This is a genomic window from Streptomyces sp. NBC_00461 (assembly GCF_036013935.1).
Classification (GTDB): domain Bacteria; phylum Actinomycetota; class Actinomycetes; order Streptomycetales; family Streptomycetaceae; genus Streptomyces.
Map to the genome: position 1 here is coordinate 6565981 of NZ_CP107902.1, position 18954 is coordinate 6584934.

The 18954-nt window shown below is 70.7% G+C and carries 19 protein-coding genes; 10 read left to right on the forward strand and 9 right to left on the reverse strand.

Features of this window, described 5'->3' with window-relative positions:
- The first annotated feature begins 3 nt into the window (after positions 1 to 3).
- Positions 4 to 1491 carry a glycoside hydrolase family 3 protein gene (locus tag OG870_RS30835; RefSeq protein WP_266521325.1) on the forward strand — a complete coding sequence of 496 codons (1488 nt, stop codon included), beginning with the start codon at positions 4 to 6 and terminating at the stop codon, positions 1489 to 1491.
- A 149-nt stretch (positions 1492 to 1640) separates the two neighbouring features.
- Here the strand turns inward: OG870_RS30835 and nagB are convergent, their stop codons facing one another.
- Positions 1641 to 2426, reverse strand: a complete 786-nt coding sequence (gene nagB / locus OG870_RS30840) for a glucosamine-6-phosphate deaminase (RefSeq protein ID WP_266589838.1) — start codon at positions 2424 to 2426, stop codon at positions 1641 to 1643.
- Positions 2427 to 2721: 295 nt separating this feature from the next.
- Here nagB and OG870_RS30845 point away from each other — a divergent pair, with 295 nt between their 5' ends.
- The gene (locus OG870_RS30845; RefSeq protein WP_266592481.1) at positions 2722 to 3744 is read left to right on the forward strand and encodes an SIS domain-containing protein; all 1023 of its coding nucleotides are present in this window, start codon (positions 2722 to 2724) and stop codon (positions 3742 to 3744) included.
- Positions 3745 to 3854: 110 nt separating this feature from the next.
- Here the strand turns inward: OG870_RS30845 and OG870_RS30850 are convergent, their stop codons facing one another.
- The gene (locus tag OG870_RS30850) at positions 3855 to 4607 is read right to left on the reverse strand and encodes an SDR family oxidoreductase (RefSeq protein ID WP_266589840.1); all 753 of its coding nucleotides are present in this window, start codon (positions 4605 to 4607) and stop codon (positions 3855 to 3857) included.
- Positions 4608 to 4704: 97 nt separating this feature from the next.
- On the opposite strand from OG870_RS30850, the gene OG870_RS30855 reads away from it, so the two are divergent.
- Positions 4705 to 5337, forward strand: coding sequence for a TetR/AcrR family transcriptional regulator (locus OG870_RS30855; protein WP_266589842.1), 633 nt, complete (start codon positions 4705 to 4707; stop codon positions 5335 to 5337).
- A gap of 433 nt (positions 5338 to 5770) precedes the next feature.
- Entirely contained in the window at positions 5771 to 7237 is a 1467-nt protein-coding gene (locus tag OG870_RS30860; protein WP_266523709.1) for a sensor histidine kinase, read from the forward strand.
- Between the two features lie 169 nt (positions 7238 to 7406).
- Here OG870_RS30860 and OG870_RS30865 read toward each other — a convergent pair whose 3' ends face one another.
- Both OG870_RS30865 and OG870_RS30870 read right to left on the reverse strand, forming a co-directional pair.
- Positions 7407 to 7664, reverse strand: coding sequence for a WhiB family transcriptional regulator (locus tag OG870_RS30865; RefSeq protein WP_006142322.1), 258 nt, complete (start codon positions 7662 to 7664; stop codon positions 7407 to 7409).
- A 320-nt stretch (positions 7665 to 7984) separates the two neighbouring features.
- Positions 7985 to 8953 (reverse strand): diacylglycerol/lipid kinase family protein, encoded by a 969-nt coding sequence (locus OG870_RS30870; RefSeq protein WP_266521334.1) that lies wholly within the window; start codon positions 8951 to 8953, stop codon positions 7985 to 7987.
- Between the two features lie 140 nt (positions 8954 to 9093).
- Between OG870_RS30870 and OG870_RS30875 the strand changes: the two genes are divergently transcribed.
- Positions 9094 to 9543: a hypothetical protein gene (locus OG870_RS30875; RefSeq protein WP_266589844.1), complete on the forward strand. Its 450-nt coding sequence runs from the start codon at positions 9094 to 9096 to the stop codon at positions 9541 to 9543.
- Between the two features lie 36 nt (positions 9544 to 9579).
- Here the strand turns inward: OG870_RS30875 and OG870_RS30880 are convergent, their stop codons facing one another.
- The 3 genes from OG870_RS30880 to OG870_RS30890 all read right to left on the reverse strand — a co-directional run bounded on the left by OG870_RS30880 (position 9580) and on the right by OG870_RS30890 (position 11647).
- A complete protein-coding gene (locus tag OG870_RS30880) occupies positions 9580 to 10686 on the reverse strand; it encodes an RNA polymerase sigma factor SigF (RefSeq protein ID WP_405624795.1) in 1107 nt (368 codons plus the stop codon).
- A 17-nt stretch (positions 10687 to 10703) separates the two neighbouring features.
- Positions 10704 to 11117 (reverse strand): anti-sigma regulatory factor, encoded by a 414-nt coding sequence (locus OG870_RS30885; RefSeq protein ID WP_019058277.1) that lies wholly within the window; start codon positions 11115 to 11117, stop codon positions 10704 to 10706.
- A gap of 269 nt (positions 11118 to 11386) precedes the next feature.
- Complete coding sequence (locus tag OG870_RS30890; protein ID WP_266843993.1) at positions 11387 to 11647, reverse strand: UBP-type zinc finger domain-containing protein; 261 nt, start codon at positions 11645 to 11647, stop codon at positions 11387 to 11389.
- Positions 11648 to 11709: 62 nt separating this feature from the next.
- Between OG870_RS30890 and OG870_RS30895 the strand changes: the two genes are divergently transcribed.
- A complete protein-coding gene (locus OG870_RS30895; protein ID WP_266843991.1) occupies positions 11710 to 13305 on the forward strand; it encodes a Na+/H+ antiporter in 1596 nt (531 codons plus the stop codon).
- 25 nt (positions 13306 to 13330) lie between these two features.
- On the opposite strand, the gene OG870_RS30900 is transcribed toward OG870_RS30895, so the two are convergent.
- On the reverse strand, positions 13331 to 14224 hold the full coding sequence (locus tag OG870_RS30900) for a 1-aminocyclopropane-1-carboxylate deaminase/D-cysteine desulfhydrase (RefSeq protein WP_327691715.1): 894 nt from the start codon (positions 14222 to 14224) through the stop codon (positions 13331 to 13333).
- A 22-nt stretch (positions 14225 to 14246) separates the two neighbouring features.
- The gene (locus OG870_RS30905) at positions 14247 to 14837 is read right to left on the reverse strand and encodes an N-acetylmuramoyl-L-alanine amidase (protein ID WP_266521348.1); all 591 of its coding nucleotides are present in this window, start codon (positions 14835 to 14837) and stop codon (positions 14247 to 14249) included.
- Positions 14838 to 15131: 294 nt separating this feature from the next.
- On the opposite strand from OG870_RS30905, the gene OG870_RS30910 reads away from it, so the two are divergent.
- The 4 genes from OG870_RS30910 (at position 15132) to OG870_RS30925 (ending at position 18876) form a co-directional block, all read left to right on the forward strand.
- Positions 15132 to 16538 carry a family 2B encapsulin nanocompartment shell protein gene (locus tag OG870_RS30910; RefSeq protein WP_266843989.1) on the forward strand — a complete coding sequence of 469 codons (1407 nt, stop codon included), beginning with the start codon at positions 15132 to 15134 and terminating at the stop codon, positions 16536 to 16538.
- Between the two features lie 113 nt (positions 16539 to 16651).
- On the forward strand, positions 16652 to 17740 hold the full coding sequence (locus tag OG870_RS30915) for a family 2 encapsulin nanocompartment cargo protein polyprenyl transferase (protein ID WP_266843987.1): 1089 nt from the start codon (positions 16652 to 16654) through the stop codon (positions 17738 to 17740).
- A gap of 242 nt (positions 17741 to 17982) precedes the next feature.
- Entirely contained in the window at positions 17983 to 18576 is a 594-nt protein-coding gene (locus tag OG870_RS30920; protein ID WP_266843985.1) for a GNAT family N-acetyltransferase, read from the forward strand.
- Between the two features lie 105 nt (positions 18577 to 18681).
- Positions 18682 to 18876, forward strand: a complete 195-nt coding sequence (locus OG870_RS30925; protein ID WP_266589854.1) for a hypothetical protein — start codon at positions 18682 to 18684, stop codon at positions 18874 to 18876.
- Positions 18877 to 18954: the final 78 nt, after the last annotated feature.

The window sequence follows — 18954 nt, forward strand, 5'->3', positions numbered from 1 at the left end:
CCGATGACGACATTCGCCAGCGGCACAGACACCCTGACCCGCGACGCCCTGTCGGTCCTGCAACCGGGCTTCACCGGCACCACCGCCCCCGACTGGCTGCTGCGCCGCCTCGGGGAGGGCCTCGCCTCGGTCGGCCTGTTCGGCCGCAACATCGCCTCGCCCGAACAACTGGCCGCCCTGACCGCCCAGTTGCGCGCCGAACGCGACGACGTCCTCGTCGCCATCGACGAGGAGGGCGGGGACGTGACCCGCCTGGAGGTGCGGACCGGTTCCAGCTTCCCCGGCAACCTCGCGCTGGGCGCCGTGGACGACGTGGAACTGACCCGGGAGGTGGCCACCGAGCTGGGGCGCCGCCTGGCCGCCTGCGGGGTGAACCTCAACTGGGCCCCGTCGGCCGACGTGAACTCCAATCCGGACAACCCCGTGATCGGCGTGCGCTCCTTCGGCGCCGACACCGGCCTGGTCGCCCGGCACACCGCCGCCTACGTCACCGGCCTGCAGTCCGCCGGCGTCGCCGCCTGCACCAAGCACTTCCCGGGCCACGGGGACACGGCCGTCGACTCCCACCACGCGCTGCCCCGCATCGACGTGGACACGGCGGTACTGAACTCCCGCGAACTGGCGCCCTTCCGCGCCGCCATCGCCGCCGGCACCCGCGCCACCATGAGCGCCCACATCCTGGTCCCCGCCCTGGACCCGGACCGCCCGGCCACGCTCTCGCGCACCGTCCTCACCGATCTCCTGCGCGGCGAACTCGGCTACGACGGACTGATCGTCACCGACGGCATGGAGATGCAGGCCATCGCCGGTACGTACGGCATCGAGCGGGGCAGCGTCCTCGCCCTGGCCGCCGGCGCCGACGCGATCTGCGTGGGCGGCGGCCTCGCCGACGACGAGACCGTACGCCGCCTGCGCGACGCCCTCGTCTCGGCGGTGCACACCGGCGAACTCCCCGAGGAACGCCTGGCGGACGCGGCGGAACGGGTCCGGGCGCTGGCGCGCTGGACCGCCGCCGCGGCACAGGCCGACGCGGAACGCACCGCCGACCCGGAGGTCGGCCTGCGCGCGGCCCGCCGCGCCCTGAGGGTGACCGGCGCCGAACGCTTCACCCCGCTCACCGAACCGCCCTACGTCGCCGCCCTCACCCCCGTCGCCAACTTCGCTGTCGGCGACGAGACACCCTGGGGCGTCGCAGCGGAACTCTTCCGCCTTCTCCCCGGCACCGAGACGGGCAGCTTCGCCGGCGAGCACGCGGGCCGCACGGCCCTGGACGCGGCCGGCCCCCGCCGCATCGTGGCCGTCGTCCGCGACGAACACCGTCATCCCTGGATGGCCACGGCCCTCGACACCCTGCTCGCGGCCCGCCCCGACACGATCGTGGTCGAGATGGGCCTCCCGCAGGCTCCTGCCCGCGGCGCCCTCCACATCGCCACCCACGGCGCTGCCCGGGTCTGCGGCCGCGCGGCGGCGGAGGTCATCGCGGGCGCGTAGAGCCGTGCGACGAGCCAGGCGCCGGTTCCCTCCGGAGGGAACCGGCGCCTGTATGCCGTCGGGGGCGCGGGCCACTGCGCGACCGGGCCACGACCACCAGCAGTCCGCGAACAGCCGATCCCGGCAGACGAGACCGCCTCCAGATCCCCTTAAATCCCCTGCCAATCAGGCTTGTTGACATACGTGTGCCGGAAATAATCGGCCAGCTTCAACTTGGACGCGGCACCCTCGTCGACCACGACCGTCGCATGCGGATGCAACTGCAGCGCCGACGCCGGGCACATCGCGGCCATCGGTCCCTCGACCGTCGCGGCGACCGCGTCCGCCTTGCCCTCTCCCGTCGCGAGGAGCACCAGGTGCCGCGCCTCCAGGATCGTCCCGATGCCCTGCGTGATCACGTGGTGCGGCACCTGCTCGATGTCGCCCTCGAAGAAACGCGCGTTGTCGATCCGGGTCTGCTCGGTCAGCGTCTTGATCCGGGTGCGCGAGGCGAGCGACGAGCACGGCTCGTTGAACCCGATATGCCCATCGGTCCCGATCCCGAGCACCTGCAGATCCACCCCGCCGGCCTCGGCCAGCGCGGCGTCGTACGCCTCGCACGCCCCCAGCACGTCCTCGGCCGTCCCGTCGGGCCCCATGAACGCGTCCATCCCGATCCCGAGCTGCTCCAGCACCTCGCGCCTGAGCACGGAACGGTACGACTCCGGATGCTCAGCCGGCAGCCCCACATACTCGTCGAGCTGCGCGATCCGCGCCCGCGAGACATCCACGACGCCCGACCGGACCTTGGCCGCGAGCGCCTCGTAGATGGGCAGCGGGGTCGAGCCGGTGGCCACGCCGAGCAGCGCCTCGGGCTTGCGCCGCAGGAGCTGGGCCATGGCCTCGGCGATCAGCTCGCCGCCCGACTTGGCGTCCGGAACGATGACAACTTCCACGCTGGGCCTGCCGTTCTGAAGGGCTGTGTGGTTTAGACCAATCTAACAGAATCGACCTCTGCGCCCCAGGGTGGAAGCGGGACATCGCCATTCCACGTGGAGGACAGGCACCGTTGGGCACAGGGGAGTGGAATGGGTGCGGTGCTGCCGGTGTGCAGCGCCGCTCACGGCGACGAGCGACACCCGGGAGGAACCCACCATGACCGCCACGACGCCCGACCCGGCACCCGCCTCGACACCGGCCCCGGCATCCGCCACGACCCCCGGCCCTCGGCACGACGTCCCGGGCCGGATCATGGCCCGTGAGATGGCCGAGCAGCCCGCCGTGCTGCGCCGCATCCTCGAGCAGGGCGCCCCCGTCATCCGGCGGGTGGCCCAGGACATCGCCGCCCGCAAACCCCGCTTCGTCCTGCTGACCGCCCGCGGCACCTCCGACAACGCCGCCCTCTACGCCAAGTACCTCCTTGAGATCCGTCTCGGCCTGCCCTGCGGCCTCACCTCGATGTCCACCACCACGGCCTACGGCGCCCGCCCCGACCTCACCGACGTCCTCGTCGTCACCGTCAGCCAGTCCGGCGGCTCCCCGGACCTCGTGGCCTCGACCCGTGCCGCCCGCGAGGCCGGCGCGATCACCCTCGCGGTCACCAACAACCCCGACTCACCGCTGGCCGGCGTCTCCGAATACCACGTCGACATCATGGCCGGGCCGGAGAAGGCCCTTCCCGCGACCAAGACCTATACGGCCTCCCTCCTCGCCCTCTACCTCTTCGTCGAAGGTCTTCGCGGCGGCGACGGCGCCCCCGCGAAGGTGCTGCCGGACCTCGCCGAGCAGCTACTCGCCCGGCAGGACGAGGTCCGCGCCCTCGCCGCCCGCTACCGGTTCGCCGAACGCATGGTCATCACCTCCCGCGGCTACGGCTATCCCACGGCCAAGGAAGCCGCCCTCAAGCTCATGGAGACCAGCTACATCCCCGCCCTCTCCTACTCCGGTGCCGATCTGCTGCATGGCCCGCTCGCCATGGTCGACAACGTCTCCCCGGTCATCGCGGTCGTCACCGCCGGCAGGGGCGGCGAAGCCCTCCAGCCCGTCCTGGACCGGCTGCGCGGTCGCGGCGCCGACCTGTTCGTCGTCGGTCCCAGGAGTCAGGTCGAGCAGGCCTCGGCCGGCTTCGTCCTGCCCACCGAGGGCGTGGCCGAGGAGGTCCAGCCGGTCCTGGAGATCATCCCGCTGCAGCTGCTGGCCCACGAGATCACCATCGCCCGCGGCCAGGACCCGGACGCCCCCCGCGCACTGGCGAAGGTGACGGAGACGCACTGAGCCGGTGGCTCCGGCGGTTCAGGGCTCGCGTCCCACGCCCCGATCCGCAGCCCGCCGGCCATGGATACGGCCGTGCGCGCCCGGCGGACAGGCCGCGCCCCGGAGAACACCTACGTGAGCGAACCCCCTGTCGCGTCCACCCAGCTTCCCGTCACCCACCGTCCGGCATCCGACGCCAGGAACGCCACCACGTCCGCTATGTCGGCCGGCTCGCCCACCCGCCCCAGCGCCGAGACCGCGGCCGCCTGCGCCCAGCCGTCCTCGGTGGCATGCAGGAACTCGTGGGTGTTGTCCGTGTCCACGAACCCCGGCGCCACCGAGTTCACCGTGATGCCCCGCGCGCCCAGCACCTTCGACAGGTCCCGGGAGAACACGTCCAGCGCGCCCTTGGTCATCGCGTACGCCATGTTCCCCGGCATGACGGCGGACCGGGCGAGGCCCGACGAGATGTTGATGACCCGGCCGCCGTCCCGCATCCGCTCGGCGCCCTGCTTCACGAGGAAGAACGGCGCCTTCACATTCACCGCGAAGACCCTGTCGTACTCCTCCTCGTCCATGTCCTCGATCGGCCGCGTGTTCCCGATCCCGGCGTTGTTCACCAGGATGTCCAGCCCCTCCGCATGCCGGTCGAACTCCGTCCAGAGGGCCTGCGTGTCCCCGGGGCGTCCCAGCTCGACGCCGATCGCGAACGCGGAACCGCCCGCGGCCTCGATCGCCGTCACCGTCTCCTTCGCCGCCCGCTCGTTCCTCCCGTAGTGCACCGCGACCCGGGCCCCCTCGCGCCCCAGCCGCTCGGCGATCCCGCGCCCGATCCCCCTGCTCGCTCCCGTGACGAGTGCCGTCCTGCCCGCAAGCACGCCCATGTCGACGCCCCCTTCGCAATTCCCTAGCGGTCGCTACAGAAAGGACCGTACAGCAGCCCGCCGATATTTCTCTAGCACCCGCTATACAATTCACTCCATGGTGGGCAGCGAGGAGACCAGCACGAAGGCCGGCGTCACGTCGAAGCCGCGTGGCCGGCCCCGTTCCTTCGACCGTGAGACCGCGCTGGAGAAGGCGGTCATGGCCTTCTGGGAGCACGGGTACGAGGCGACCTCGGTCTCCGACCTCACCCGCGTCATGGGTATCGGGGCGCCGAGTCTGTACGCGGCGTTCGGTGACAAGCGAGCCCTGTTCGAAGAGGTCGTGACCTCGTACGGCACGCGCTACGGCTCCTTCGGCGACCGGGCCCTCGCCGAGGAGTCCACCGCCCGGGCGGCCGTGGAGCGGATGCTGCGGGAGGCCGCCGCCGAGTACACGGCCCCCGACCGCCCGCACGGCTGCCTGGTCATCCACGCGGCGACGAACTGCACGACCCCCGAGGTCGAGGTCTCCCTGCGCGACCGGCGCAATGCCAACATCGCCGCGTTCGAGAGTCGTATCAAGGACGGCGTCGCGGCAGGGGAGCTGCCGGCCGGCACCGACGCCGCCGCGCTCGCCCGGCACACGGGGGCGGTCATCCAGGGCATGTCCCAGCAGGCGCGGGACGGGGCGAGCCGGGAGGAACTCGAGGCGCTCGCGGAAATTGCCATGACCATCTGGCCCCGCACATGAACCGACACGGGTTAGGCTGCGTGAGGGATGCTAGGGCGTCCGAGTAGTCGCTCCGGCCCCGGAACTGACAACAACAAACAGGCTCCAACGCATGGACACACAGAGTGGTCTAGTCCACAATGCGTAAAGAGCGTGCGTTGTAAGCATGCGAAGCAAGCAAGCTTCCGTCCTCCCCGCACAGGAGGACGGACGGAGGAACCGGAGCTCTCTGCCCTGACTGCCCCGGCTCCTCATCCTTCGGCCATCCGGGACCGCACACCCCGCGGCCGATGTTGCTCCGGGCTGCGGTGCCGGGAGGGCTGAGGGTCCCTCCCAGGCGCCGCGGCCCGCGGGTGTTTTCAGGGCTTGTACGCAGCCCCGTCGACGGAGCCCGTCGGCCGCCAGTTTTTAGGACCTGCACATACCCCCAGGTACGCTCACACACGTGCCCTCCATGAACGAACTGGTCCGCCAGCACACCGCCCTCGACGACTCCGACCTCGAGTGGCTCCACCTGCTGGTCTCGGAGTGGCAGCTGCTGTCCGACCTCTCCTTCGCCGACCTCGTCCTGTGGGTCCCCACCCGCGACGGCACCCGGTACGTCTCGGTCGCCCAGATGCGCCCCAACACCGGCCCCACCTCCTACCAGGACGACATGGTCGGCCACCTCGTCCCGCGCGGCCGCCGCCCCATGCTGGACGCGGCGCTCGACGAGGGCCGCATCGTGCGCGAGGGCGACCCCGAGTGGCGCGAGGAGGTCCCCGTCCGGGTCGAGTCGATCCCCGTACGACGGGAGGGGCGCGTCCTCGGAGTGATCGCGCGCAACACCAACCTGTTGACCGTGCGCACCCCTAGCCGTCTGGAACTGACGTACCTCCAAAGCGCCTCGGACCTCGCGCAGATGATCGCGGCCGGCTCCTTCCCGTTCGCGAACCAGCAGATGGACATGGACGCCGCACCGCGCGTCGGCGACGGCCTGATCCGTCTCGACGCGGACGGTCTCGTCCAGTACGCCTCCCCGAACGCACTGTCCGCCTACCACCGCATGGGCCTCGCCTCCGACCTCGTCGGCCAGCACCTCGGCAGGACCACCGCCGAACTCGCCCCGACCCGTGGGCCGGTGGACGAGGCACTCGCCAAGGTCGCCAGCGGATGGGCGCCGCGCGAGTTCGAGATCGAGGCCCACGACGGGGTCATCCAGTTCCGTGCGATCCCGCTCAAACCCAAGGGCACCCGCATCGGTTCACTGGTCCTGCTCCGGGACGTCACCGAACTGCGCCGCCGCGAGCGCGAGTTGATCACCAAGGACGCGACCATCCGGGAGATCCACCACCGGGTGAAGAACAACCTCCAGACGGTCGCCGCCCTGTTGCGCCTGCAGGCCCGGCGCATCGAGTCCGACCGCGGACGGGAGGCCCTCGAAGAGGCGGTCCGCCGGGTCGGATCGATTGCGATCGTGCACGAGACGCTGTCCCAGAACCTGGACGAGCGGGTGGAGTTCGACGAGATCGCCGACCGCGTCCTGTCGATGGTCGCCGAGATCTCGCCGGGCAAGGTCGCCGGCCGGCGCAGCGGCCGCTTCGGAATCCTGGACGCCGAGGTGGCCACCCCGCTGTCCATGGTCCTGACGGAGATCCTCCAGAACGCCCTCGAACACGGATTCCGTGAAGGCGACACCGGCACGGTCGAGGTGTCGGCCGTCCGCGGTGGCACGACGAAGGAGGCCCGCCTCCTGGTCACCGTCCAGGACGACGGCGTCGGCCTCCCCGAGGGCTTCGACCCGCACACCTCCGGCAACCTGGGTCTGCAGATCGTACGGACCCTGGTGGAAGGGGAGTTGGGCGGCACGTTCGACATGGTGCCGGCGCCGGAGCGAGGGACGCGGGTGATCCTGGACGTTCCGGTGCAGACCCACAAGTAAGGCGCCGGGCCGGTACACAGCAAGAAGCCCCGGACCTCAAGGTCCGGGGCTGAAATGCTCGTTGCCAGCTTGTGCTGCGCATCGGGGGTACTGCGCGCTGCGGCTCGGGGGCGGGAGATGCATACTCGCTGTACGCGCCGCCAAGCTCAGGCTGTTGCGGGGCGGGTTGTCAGGCGGAGGCCTGACGGGCCCGGTTGCGGGCGGCACGGCGCTTCATGGCGCGACGCTCGTCCTCGCTGAGACCACCCCAGACGCCGGAGTCCTGGCCGGACTCGAGCGCCCACTGCAGACACTGATCCATAACGGGGCAGCGACGGCAGACGGCCTTGGCTTCCTCGATCTGCAGCAGCGCAGGACCGGTGTTGCCGATGGGGAAGAAGAGCTCGGGGTCTTCCTCGCGGCAAACGGCGTTGTGACGCCAGTCCATGGCTGCTACCTCTCCTTGGTATTACATGCAAGTTGCTTGTGAATGTGAACGCTTTCACGAATCCCTCAACAAGTGAAGGGCCGTCCAACAGGTTTCCCTGTTGTGGTCCTGTGGTTTGAAGAGGGGTTCCGGTGGTCTGTGGACGCCGGTGTTGCGGGCTGTCCCGACCGCCACGTAGAGACTCGCAAACCTCAGCGGCGGATACAACCCCTTCCGGAAAGTTTTTTTTGATTCCTCGGTGTCGACTAGGTCACAGCCGTACTTCCATGGGGTGGATCCTGGCCTAAACGTTCGAGTGAAAGGACTTCAGCCCTTTCTGCTCACACAATCACACGCAGTGCACGGCGTACGCCTGTGAACGTCACGCTCGTACGCAGCCCCAGGTGGTCGCCGTCCATCTGAAGGGGTAGAGGCACCTTCGAATGCAAGGTGAACTGGTCCAGGTCGTGCAGGGACACGGCGTGCTTGCCATGGGGTCCGCGCTCGGGGGACGAAGTGAGCAACTGGGTGGCATACCGGGCAGCCGAGACCGTGGACATGCGGCTGAGACCGACCAGGTCGAGCCCGGTGTCGAACGAGGCCTTAGGCGACGCGTACACCGGACGATTGCCCAAATAGGTCCACGGCGAGGTGTTGCAGATTATGGACAGCACCAGATCGGTCATCGGTTCCTGGCCGGGCCGCTCCAGCGTGATGGAGCCGTGCCGCCGATTGGGCTCCTGCAGGAACTGGCGTACGACCTGGCGCAGGTACAGGGCATGCGTGGATCTACGACCCTGCTCGCGCTGCTGTTCGACCCGTCCGACCACGCCCGCGTCGAAGCCGAGTCCCGCGCAGAAGGTGAACCAGCGGGCCGGAACCGCCTCGTCGTCGGTACCCGGTGTGCCCTCGGCGATTCCCATGCCGACCGTGCGCTCGCTGCCCTCGCGCAGGGCGTCCAGCAGTGCGCCGGTCGCCTCCACGGCGTCGTTGGGCAGGCCCAGGGCACGGGCGAAGACGTTGGTGGAGCCGCCGGGGACCACGGCGAGGCGCGGGAGGCGCTCGGGGTCCGGGCCGGCGTGCAGCAGTCCGTTGACCACCTCGTTGACCGTGCCGTCGCCGCCGAGGGCCACGACCAGGTCGATGTCGTCGCTCTCCGCCGCCTGCCGGCCCAGGTCGCGCGCGTGGCCGCGGTACTCGGTGGTGACCGCCTCCAGCTTCATCTCGCTCGCGAGCGCGTGGATCAGCACATCGCGCGTACGTGCGCTTGTGGTGGTTGCCGCCGGGTTGACCACGAGAAGTGCACGCATGAGTTGCAGCGTACCTACTGGGAAGTACCGGGCACAGGCCGAGGTAGGGATCAGGTAAGAGGGGAGGGGGTGAGCCTCGCCACGGGTGCCCGTCTCAACCTGGACACGGAGGCCCGCGTCCCCGGAGCTACCCTTCTGGGGTGACCAGTGAGCAGACCCCAGCCGCCCAGGAAGACACCGGCCCGCGCCCGCGTCGGTTGACGTATGCCGCGGCGCTCGCCGCGCTGGAGGGGCTCGCGCTGGTCGTCGGGGGCGTCTGGTTGCTCGTGGAGGGTCTGACCGGCGCCCCGGACGACAGCCGGTCCGCCGTCACCGGCGGCATCACGCTCGCCGTCCTCGCCCTGCTGCCGCTGCTGGCCGCCCGCGGTCTGCTCGGCCGGCGCAGCTGGAGTCGCGGCCCCGCCGTCATCACCCAGATCATGGCGCTGCCGGTGGCCTACAACCTGCTGCAGGCCGACAGCGTGGCCATCCCGGCGGGTATCGCCCTCGCGGTCGTCGCCCTCACCGCGCTGGTCCTGCTGATCAATCCGGCCACGACCCGGGCCCTGGGAATCCGGGGCCCGGGCCGCGCGCAGGACGGCGAGCGGTAGTCGTACGGCGCGCGGCGGCAGTCGCGGAGCGGAGTACTACTCCTCCACCAGCAGCTTCTCGCGCAGCTGTGCCAGCGTGCGCGCCAGCAGGCGCGAGACGTGCATCTGCGAGATGCCGACCTCCTGCGCGATCTGCGACTGGGTCATGTTGCCGAAGAAGCGCAGCAGCAGGATCCGCTTCTCCCTGGGTGCCAGGTCCTCCAGGAGCGGCTTGAGGGACTCGCGGTACTCGACACCCTCCAGAGCCTCGTCCTCGGCGCCCAGCGTGTCCGCCACGGCAGGCGACTCGTCGTCCGTGTCGGGGACGTCCAGGGACAGCGTGGAGTACGCGTTGGCGGACTCCAGGCCCTCCAGGACCTCCTCCTCCGAGATCGCCAGCTTCTCGGCGAGCTCGTGGACCGTGGGGGAGCGGCCGTGCTGTTGCGAGAGCTCCGCGGTCGCCGTCGTCAGCGCGAGACGCAGCTCCTGCAGGCGCCGCGGCACGCGCACCGCCCAGCCCTTGTCGCGGAAGTGCCGCTTGATCTCGCCGACGACCGTCGGGGTCGCGTACGTCGAGAACTCGACGCCGCGTTCCGGGTCGAACCGGTCGACCGACTTGATCAGGCCGATGGTGGCGACCTGGGTGAGGTCGTCCAGCGGCTCGCCGCGGTTGCGGAAGCGGCGCGCGAGATGCTCGACAAGCGGCAGGTGCATACGGACCAGCCTGTTGCGCAGTTCCGCGTACTCCGCGCTGCCGTCCTTCAGCTCGCGCAGTTCGATGAACATGGCGCGCGCCCCGCTGCGGTCCTGCGGGTCGTGGTGCGTGGCGTGCTGCACGCTCTGTGGGCCCTGCCCGTCGCCCTCGGCGTTTCGCTCGTGCTCGCTCATCGTCCCGCCCGTCGCCCTTCTCCGAGCCCTCGCCTCCGCTCGGACCGGGGTGACCCCGTTCCGCCCGTCCAGAGGCGTGCTCTGCACGGCACCTTCCCGATCCGGCTGCCCGTCGTCCAGGAGGCCGAGCTCCGCGGAGCCGTCCTCCGGATGCGGCCGGGCCTGCTCGGGGATGCCGTCCATGCCGTCGGAGCCGCTGACGGCGTCCCCCGTGCGTCGGGACCCGCCTGTGCCCTCGGCCGGCAGCTCTCGTGTGCCGCGCTCTTCGTCACGCACCGGCCCGTCCCCTGTCCTCACGCCGGCCCGGGTCCCGCGCCGCGCTGTTTGTAGAGGCTGATCGAAACGGTTTTGTCCTCGTCCACGGCCGAGGAGACCTTGCCCGCGAGCGCGGACAGGACGGTCCAGGCAAAGGTGTCACGCGCGGGGGCGTGGCCGTCCGTGGTCGGGGCCGAGACGGTGACCTCGAGGGAGTCGTCGACGAGCCGGAAGACGCAGCTGAGCACCGAGCCGGGCACGGCCTGCTGCAGCAGGATCGCGCAGGCCTCGTCCACCGCGATGCGAAGGTCCTCGATCTCGTCCAGGGTGAAGTCCAAACGGGCCGCGAGGCCGGCCGTAGCCGTACGCAGCACCGACAGGTAGGCACCCGCAGCCGGCAGCCGGACTTCCACGAAGTCCTGGGTCGCGGGCTCGCCTGCGATCTGGGACACCCTCACCTCCAAGGTGGTACAAGCTGATCGGGGCCGAGGGTCGCCCCCCGGGATAACGCGATGTGTGGTTCAGCGGTGACGCTATCGCGCTCTCAAGTTTCCTGTTCCCGGGACCCCGACCCTTGTCGTTACTCACAGTAAAACTGTGGACACGCTCCGTGTCTAGGGGTCTGCGGCTCCAAATGGGAAGAACGCGCGCCGGGTTGACGTACCCAGACGTCAGACGGTCGAACCGTCCGGATCGTGGGTCGTCCTCCGGTCTTCCAGGGTCACACGAGAACGTGGTCCACGAAGCACCAACGCCAATCCTCACCGGGCTCGAATGTGCGCATGATCGGATGGCCGGAGTCCTTGTGGTGCTCCGACGCGTGCCGGTTCGGCGAGGAATCGCAGCAGCCGACATGGCCACAGGTGAGGCACAGCCGCAGCTGAACCGGGTGTGTGCCGTCCCGCAGACACTCCGGGCACGTCTCGCTGAGCGGACCGGGTTGCGGGTCTGGCAGCGCGTCGGCGTGCGTGCACTGTTTCATGATTGCCAGATTACGACGGGCGTGCGGATGACCGCGCGGAAAAACGAGGGCGGGCGAGGACGATGGACGTGATGCCACTGCTGTTGCTGGTGGCGGGCAGCGCCGCGGTCGCCGCGGCCGGCCGGCGCACCCCGGTGCCGGCGCCGCTGCTGCTCGTCGCGGTGGGGCTCGCGGTCTCCTACGTCCCCGGAGTGCCGGACTACACCCTCGATCCGGCCATCGTGCTGCCGCTGGTGCTGCCCCCGCTGCTGCACAAGGAGGCCGTCGAGAGCTCGTACCTCGACCTGCGGGCGTCGATGCGGCCGGTGGCCCTGCTGTCGGTGGGATACGTGCTCTTCGCGACCTTCGTCGTCGGCTGGGTCGCCTATCTGATCGTGCCGGGGCTGCCGTTGCCCGCGGCGCTCGTGCTGGGCGCGGTGGTGGCGCCGACGGACGCGGTCGCGGCGGCGGCGGTCGCCCGTCGGGTGGGGCTGCCCTCCCGGATCACCACGATCCTGCAGGGCGAGTCCCTGCTGAACGACGCGACCGCGATCACCGCCTACCGAGTGGCCGTCGCGGCCGCCGTCGGCGCGGGTGCCTCCTGGATCGGCGGGATCGGCGAGTTCCTGCTGGCCGCGGTTGGCGGTGTCGTGGTCGGTCTGGTGCTGATGCTGCCGATCCACTGGCTGCGCACGCACCTGAAGGAGGCGCTGCTGCAGAACACCATGTCCCTGCTGATCCCGTTCGTCGCCTACGCCGTCGCCGAGCAGGTGCACGCCTCCGGAGTCCTCGCCGTCGTCGTCGTCGCCCTCTACCTGGGACACCGCGCGTGGGAGGTCGACTTCGCCACCCGGCTCCAGGAGGAGGCGGTGTGGAAGGTGGTCGCGTTCGTCCTGGAGTCGGCGGTGTTCGCGCTCATCGGACTGCAACTGCCGATCGTGCTCAGGGGCCTGGGGGAGTACCGGGGTGTGGACGCCGCCTGGTACGCGGTCGCCCTGTTCCTGGTGGTCGTCGCGACCCGTTTCCTGTGGGTGTACCCGGGGACGTTCCTCCCCCGCATGCTGTCCGCGCGCATCAGGGAGCGCGAGGACAACCCCACCTGGAGAGGGCCGATCGTCACGTCCTGGGCCGCCATGCGGGGCGTCGTCTCACTGGCCATCGCCTTCTCGATCCCGCTCACCGTGCACGGCGGGGGCGCCTTCCCGCAGCGCAACCTGATCCTCTTCCTGACCTTCACGACGGTCATCGGGACGCTGGTGGTGCAGGGCCTCACCCTGGCCCCGCTGATCCGCCTGGTGAACTTCCCCGCCCGGGACGCGCAGGCCGAGACCCTCGCGGAGGCCAACGCCCAGGCGCAGGCCTCCCGGATCGCCGAGGAGCGCCTGGACGTGCTCCTCACCGACGAGCGCAACGCCCTCCCGCCGCCCCTCGCCGAGCGTCTCCGCCAGGTCCTGGAGCGCCGGCGCAACGCCGTCTGGGAGCGCCTCGGGCAGGTCAATCCGGTCACCGGTGAATCCGTCGACGACACCTACCGCCGGCTGTCGCGGGAGATGATCGGCGCCGAGCGTGCGATGTTCGTCCGGCTGCGGGACGGCCGCTACATCGACGACGAGATGCTGCGGACACTGCTGCGCAGGCTGGACCTGGAGGAGGCGGCGGCCTACCGGGAGACCGCGTAGCCCTGCGCCGCGCGGGACTGCGGGCCTACGGGAAGGGCCGCCCGGTGACCACGGCGGCCACCGTCGTCCCGCGCGCGAAAGCGCCTTCCCGGGCCAGGGTGACAAGTCCGTACAGCAACTTGGCGACATAGAGACGCTCGACCGGCACGCCGTGGCGCTGCTCGAAGTCCTCGGCGAAGGTGTCGAGTTCGGCGGTGGTGCGGGCGTAACCGCCGAAGTGGAAGCGGTCGTCGAGCGTCCACGCGCCGCGCCGGCCGCCGAACGCGCGTTCCTGGAGCGCCTCTGTGTCGGCGGCCAGGAAGCCTCCCCTGAGCACGGGTATGCCGAGCGCGCGCTGATCGGGGGCCAGTCCGGCGGCCAGTCCGGCCAGCGTGCCTCCGGTGCCGCAGGCGAGGGCGACGACATCCGCCCGCCCGCGCAGCTCCTCGCCCAGGGCCCGACAGCCTCGTACGGCCTCGGCGTTGCTCCCGCCCTCCGGGACGACGTACGCGTCCGCGGCGCCGGCCGCGCGCAGCACGCGCGCGAGGGTGGCCGGTTCTGCCTTGCGGCGGTACGTCGATCTGTCGACGAAGTGCAGTCGCATGCCGTCGGCCGCACACCGGGCCAGGGAGGGGTTGAGGGGGCGGTCGGCCAGTTCCTGGCCGCGGACCACGCCTACCGTCGACAGCCCGAGGAGACGGCCCGCGGCGGCCGTGGCGCGCAGATGGTTGGAGTAGGCCCCGCCGAAGGTGACGACGGTACGGCCGGACGCGGCCACGAGGTTCGGCGCGAGTTTGCGCCACTTGTTGCCGATCAGCTCCGGGTGGATCAGGTCGTCGCGCTTGAGGAGGAGACGGAGGCCGTGGCGGGTGAAACGGTCGTCGGGCAGTTCCTGCAGGGGGGAGGGGATGCGCGGGTGCAGGGTGTCGAGGCCGGTCACGCAACCATTGTGACCTGGTGACTCACTTGAGGCGCTCCCGGATCCGCTCCCGCAGCCAGGCCATCGTGAACCCTCGTGGATCGACCTTCCCGGGCTGCCACTCCAGGTGGCCGATCACCGACCGTTCCGTCCACCCGTGGTGCCGGCACACGGCTGCCGCGGCCTTCTCGATGGCGTCCAGCTGGGCGGCGGGCCAGGGGTCCTTGCCGTCGCCGAGGTTCTCGCACTCGAAGCCGTAGAAGTGGCGGTTGCCGTCGGTGTTCGCCTCGTTGTCCGGCGGGAGCGTCTTCTCGGCGATCACCGCGCGCAGCACGTCGTCGTCGCCGAGACCGGCGTGGTTGGCGCGGCCGTAGCCGACGAGGTGGACTCTGCCGTCCTTGGTGATCACGCCGTGGCACAGCGGTCCGGGAAGTTCGGCGTAGCCGTCCCGGCAGAGCTCCACCGTGTGTTCGCTGCCGCTCGTGACCGTGTGGTGGATCATCACGCCGTGGACCGGGCCCCAGGGGCCCTTGTGGTTGCGGTTGTGATGCCTCCAGTCCCCGACCTCCGCGACCGTGAGGCCTTCCGCCCTGAGGCCGCTCAGGAAACCGCCCGCGGACATGGGTGAGGCCATGACCGTCTCCTTCTTGCCGTGCCGACGGCCGCCCGATGCGACCCTCCGTGAGGGGTGTTGTACCGAAGGTGAGCATCCGGTTACACATTGTGTTCGTGGCGAGGGTCCGAATCCGGCCAGCTCGCGACCGTCGGCGTAGGGGCGGAGCCCCCTGTGTGCCCAGCCCGACGAAGATCCAACCCCGCTCTTTCGGGTAATAGCACCGACACGTTCCGTGATGAAAGGCTGGTCCGCGGAGATCGACGCAGCGGCGCAGATCGGCGTCGGCTGTATGAGCGGGAGGGCAATTCTCATATGTCGGTAGGCGAAGAGGTCCGTTCGGAGCAGGGCAAGCCGCAGCAGAGCCTCGGCACGGCAGCCGCACGGAACCTGGCCACCACGACCAAGTCGGCACCCCAGATGCAGGAGATCAGCTCGCGCTGGCTGCTGCGCACGCTGCCGTGGGTGAATGTCCAGGGTGGTACGTACCGGGTCAACCGGCGACTGAGCTACGCCGTGGGGGACGGCCGCATCACGTTCGTGAAGACCGGCGACCGAGTCGAGGTCATCCCCGCGGAGCTGGGCGAACTGCCCGCGCTGCGTGACTACGAGGACGACGAGGTGCTCTCGGAGCTCGCCCAGCGCTGCCGGCAGCAGGAGTTCGCGCCGGGTTCCGTGATCGCCTCGTTCGGCAGCCAGGCCGACGAGGTCTATCTGCTGGCGCACGGCAGGGTGGAGAAGGTCGGCACGGGCCCGTACGGCGACGACGCGGTCCTCGGTGTGCTCGCCGACGGCGCCTACCTGGGTGACGCGGCGCTGCTCGACCCGGAAGCGATCTGGGAGTACACGGCCCGCGCGGCCACCGCGTGCACGGTGCTGATCCTCTCCCGCCAGGACGTCGACCAGGTCGCGGAGCGCGCCGACTCCCTGCGGGCGCACCTGCGGCAACTGCGGGCGATTCCCGAGCAGCGCACCAACAAGTACGGAGAGAAGGAGGTCGACCTCGCCGCAGGCCACAGCGGCGAGCCCGACATCCCGCACACCTTCGTGGACTACGAGGCCAAGCCCCGCGAGTACGAACTGAGCATCGCCCAGACCGTGCTGCGCATCCACTCGCGCGTGGCCGACCTCTACAACCAGCCGATGAACCAGACCGAGCAGCAACTGAGGCTGACGGTCGAGGCGTTGAAGGAGCGCCAGGAGCACGAGCTGGTCAACAACCGCGAGTTCGGCCTGCTGAACAACTGCGAGTACGACCAGCGGCTCCAGCCGCACGACGGTGTGCCCAGCCCCGACGACCTGGACGAGCTGCTCAGCCGGCGGCGCGGCACCAAGCTGCTGCTCGCCCACCCGCGCGCGATCTCCGCGATCGGCCGCGAGCTCAACAAGCGGGGGCTCGTCCCCGAGACGATCGAGGTGGGCGGCAACCGCATCCCGACCTGGCGCGGTGTGCCCATCTACCCGTGCAACAAGATCCCGGTCACCGAGGCCCGCACGACCTCGATCATCGCGATGCGTACCGGCGAGGCCGAGCAGGGCGTCATCGGACTGCAGCAGGCCGGCATCCCGGACGAGATCGAGCCGAGCCTGTCCGTGCGGTTCATGGGCATCAACGAACAGGCGATCATCAAGTACCTGGTGACGGCCTACTACTCGGCCGCGGTCCTCGTCCCGGATGCGCTCGGTGTCCTGGAGAACGTCGAGATCGGCCGGTGGAGGTGACGTTTCTGCGCCTGGGGGTCGTGTCCCCGCCCACCGCGGCGGGTACATCCCGGTCGTATGTGCCCAGCCGCAGCGGAAGCGCCGCCGTCCGCGGACTGACCGAGGGAGATCCCATGGCCGAGTTCATGACGGAGGCGAAACAGCGCACCCCGGACGGGCAGCCGCTCGACGGGCACGAGGCGGCGGTGATCCTGGAGCGCACCCGGGCGTCCGTCGACCCCCAACTGCGCGCCGCCATCGACTCGTTGCCCGGCTCCATGCGCCGGATCGCGCTCTACCACTTCGGCTGGGAGCACGCGGACGGCACCCCGGCGGCGGGTAACGCGGGCAAGGCGATCCGTCCCGCGCTCGTTCTCACCGCGGCCGCCGCGCTCGGCGGTGCGAGGGCACGGGAGGCAGCCGTCCGGGCGGCCGCGGCGGTGGAGCTGGTGCACAACTTCACGCTGCTGCACGACGACGTGATGGACCGGGACACCACCCGCAGGCACCGGCCCACCGCATGGACCGTGTTCGGTGACGCGGACGCGATCCTTGCCGGGGACGCCATGCAGGCGCTGGCCCTCGGGCTGCTCGCCGAGGATCCGCACCCGGCGTCCGGGCCGGCCGCCGCCCGGCTCGCGGCCTGTGTCGTCGAGCTGTGCGCGGGCCAGCACGCGGACACGGCGATGGAGCGGCGCGGCCCCGGCGAGGTCACCCTCGACGAGGTGCTGACCATGGCCGAGGCCAAGACGGGCGCGCTGCTCGGCTGCGCCTGCGCTCTGGGCGCGCTGTATGCGGACGCGTCCGCCGAGGACGTCGAGGCGCTGGACGCGTTCGGCCGCGAGGCCGGGCTGGCCTTCCAGCTCATCGACGACGTCATCGGCATATGGGGCGATCCGCTGCGCACCGGGAAACCGGTCGGCGCGGATCTGGCGGCCCGCAAGAAGTCCCTGCCGGTGGTCGCCGCGCTCACCTCGGGCACCCCGGCGGCAGCGGAACTGGCCGCGCTGTACGAAGCGCCGTACGACAAGGAGGGAGGTGAGGGCGACATCGCGCGGACGGCTCTCGCCGTCGAGCAGGCCGGTGGGCGCGACTGGGCGCAGGTCCAGGCCGCTGACCGCATGGCCCGCGCGATGCACGAGCTGTCCCGGGCGGTCGCCGACCCGGCGGAGGCGGGCGGCCTGCTCGCCCTGCTGGAGTTCGTGACACGACGCAGCAGCTGACCTCTGCCCTTGCAGGCCCCGGGGCCCACCGGGGCGGTCGCGCGGCTCCTGACCCCGCACGGCCGCCGAGGCTCCGGCCCGGCGGGTCCCGCACATCCCCACGGTGTGCGGGGCCCGTCTTTATGCGGAGGCCCGGTTGCCACTCCCTCAACTCCCTCAGCTCCCTCAACGCACTCGGCTCACAGCCCCGTATAGGCTCAACAGCCGTACGGCCGAGGTCGGTTGAGGCGAGGAGACGGCATATGGGCGTGGCGATCCGGACGGCGGGCGAGGGCGACCGGGAGCTGGTCGTGCGGCTGCTGGACCAGGCCTTCCAGGACGATCCGGTCAGTGGCTGGGTCTTTCCCGGGGCCGAGTACCGCCGTTCGACTCACCACCGGCTGATGGCCGCCTTCACCGGGATCGTGCTCGACGACGGCCGGATCGATGTCACCGAGGACGGCAGCGCGTGCGCGTTGTGGCTGTCCGTGCCCGCCGAAGCGCACGACGCCGACGACGACGGGCCCGCCCAGCTGCGGGCCGCGGTCGACCCCGGGAACGAACGCGTCGAACTGATAGGCTGGCTGACGGCCCGAATCCACCCCGTCGGCCGCGCCCACGAGTACCTGTGGATGATCGGCGTGGCGCCGGAGCGCCAGGGCGAGGGGTTGGGGAGCGCGCTCGTCCAGCACGTCCTCGACCGCTGCGACCGCGAGGACCTGCCCGCCTATCTGGAGGCCAGCAGCGCTCGCAGCCGCGTACTCTACGAGCGCTTCGGCTTCGAACTCGCCGGCCGCCCCCTGGAGCTTCCGGATGGCCCGCTGATGTGGCCGATGTGGCGCGAACCCCGCGGTTGACCCTGCGGCTGAACCAGCCCTCCGGTGGAGTCGGTGCGCACGTTCGGCAACGGAGTACCCGTCCGTACGTACGCGCGGCGGCGCCGACCGGCCTACGCTGAGGGCATGGACAGCTCAGAACGCGTCTGTCCGGAGTGCGGACAGCCCGTGGAGACGGTGGTCAAGCGCCACAAGACACTGGGCGCATGGGTGCCGGTGTGGGTGTCGGGCCCCTGTCGCAACCCCAGGTGCGAGGCATACGTCCCCCGGGGCGCCGAGTCCGGCGAGGAGCCCGGAGAGACGGCCGCGAAAAAATCCTGAGACCCGTGTCGAGAAGCCCGGCCCGGCTCCGACGTCCCCTGTGAGAGCCGCCCGCCACGGGCGGCGCGAGCCGAAGGA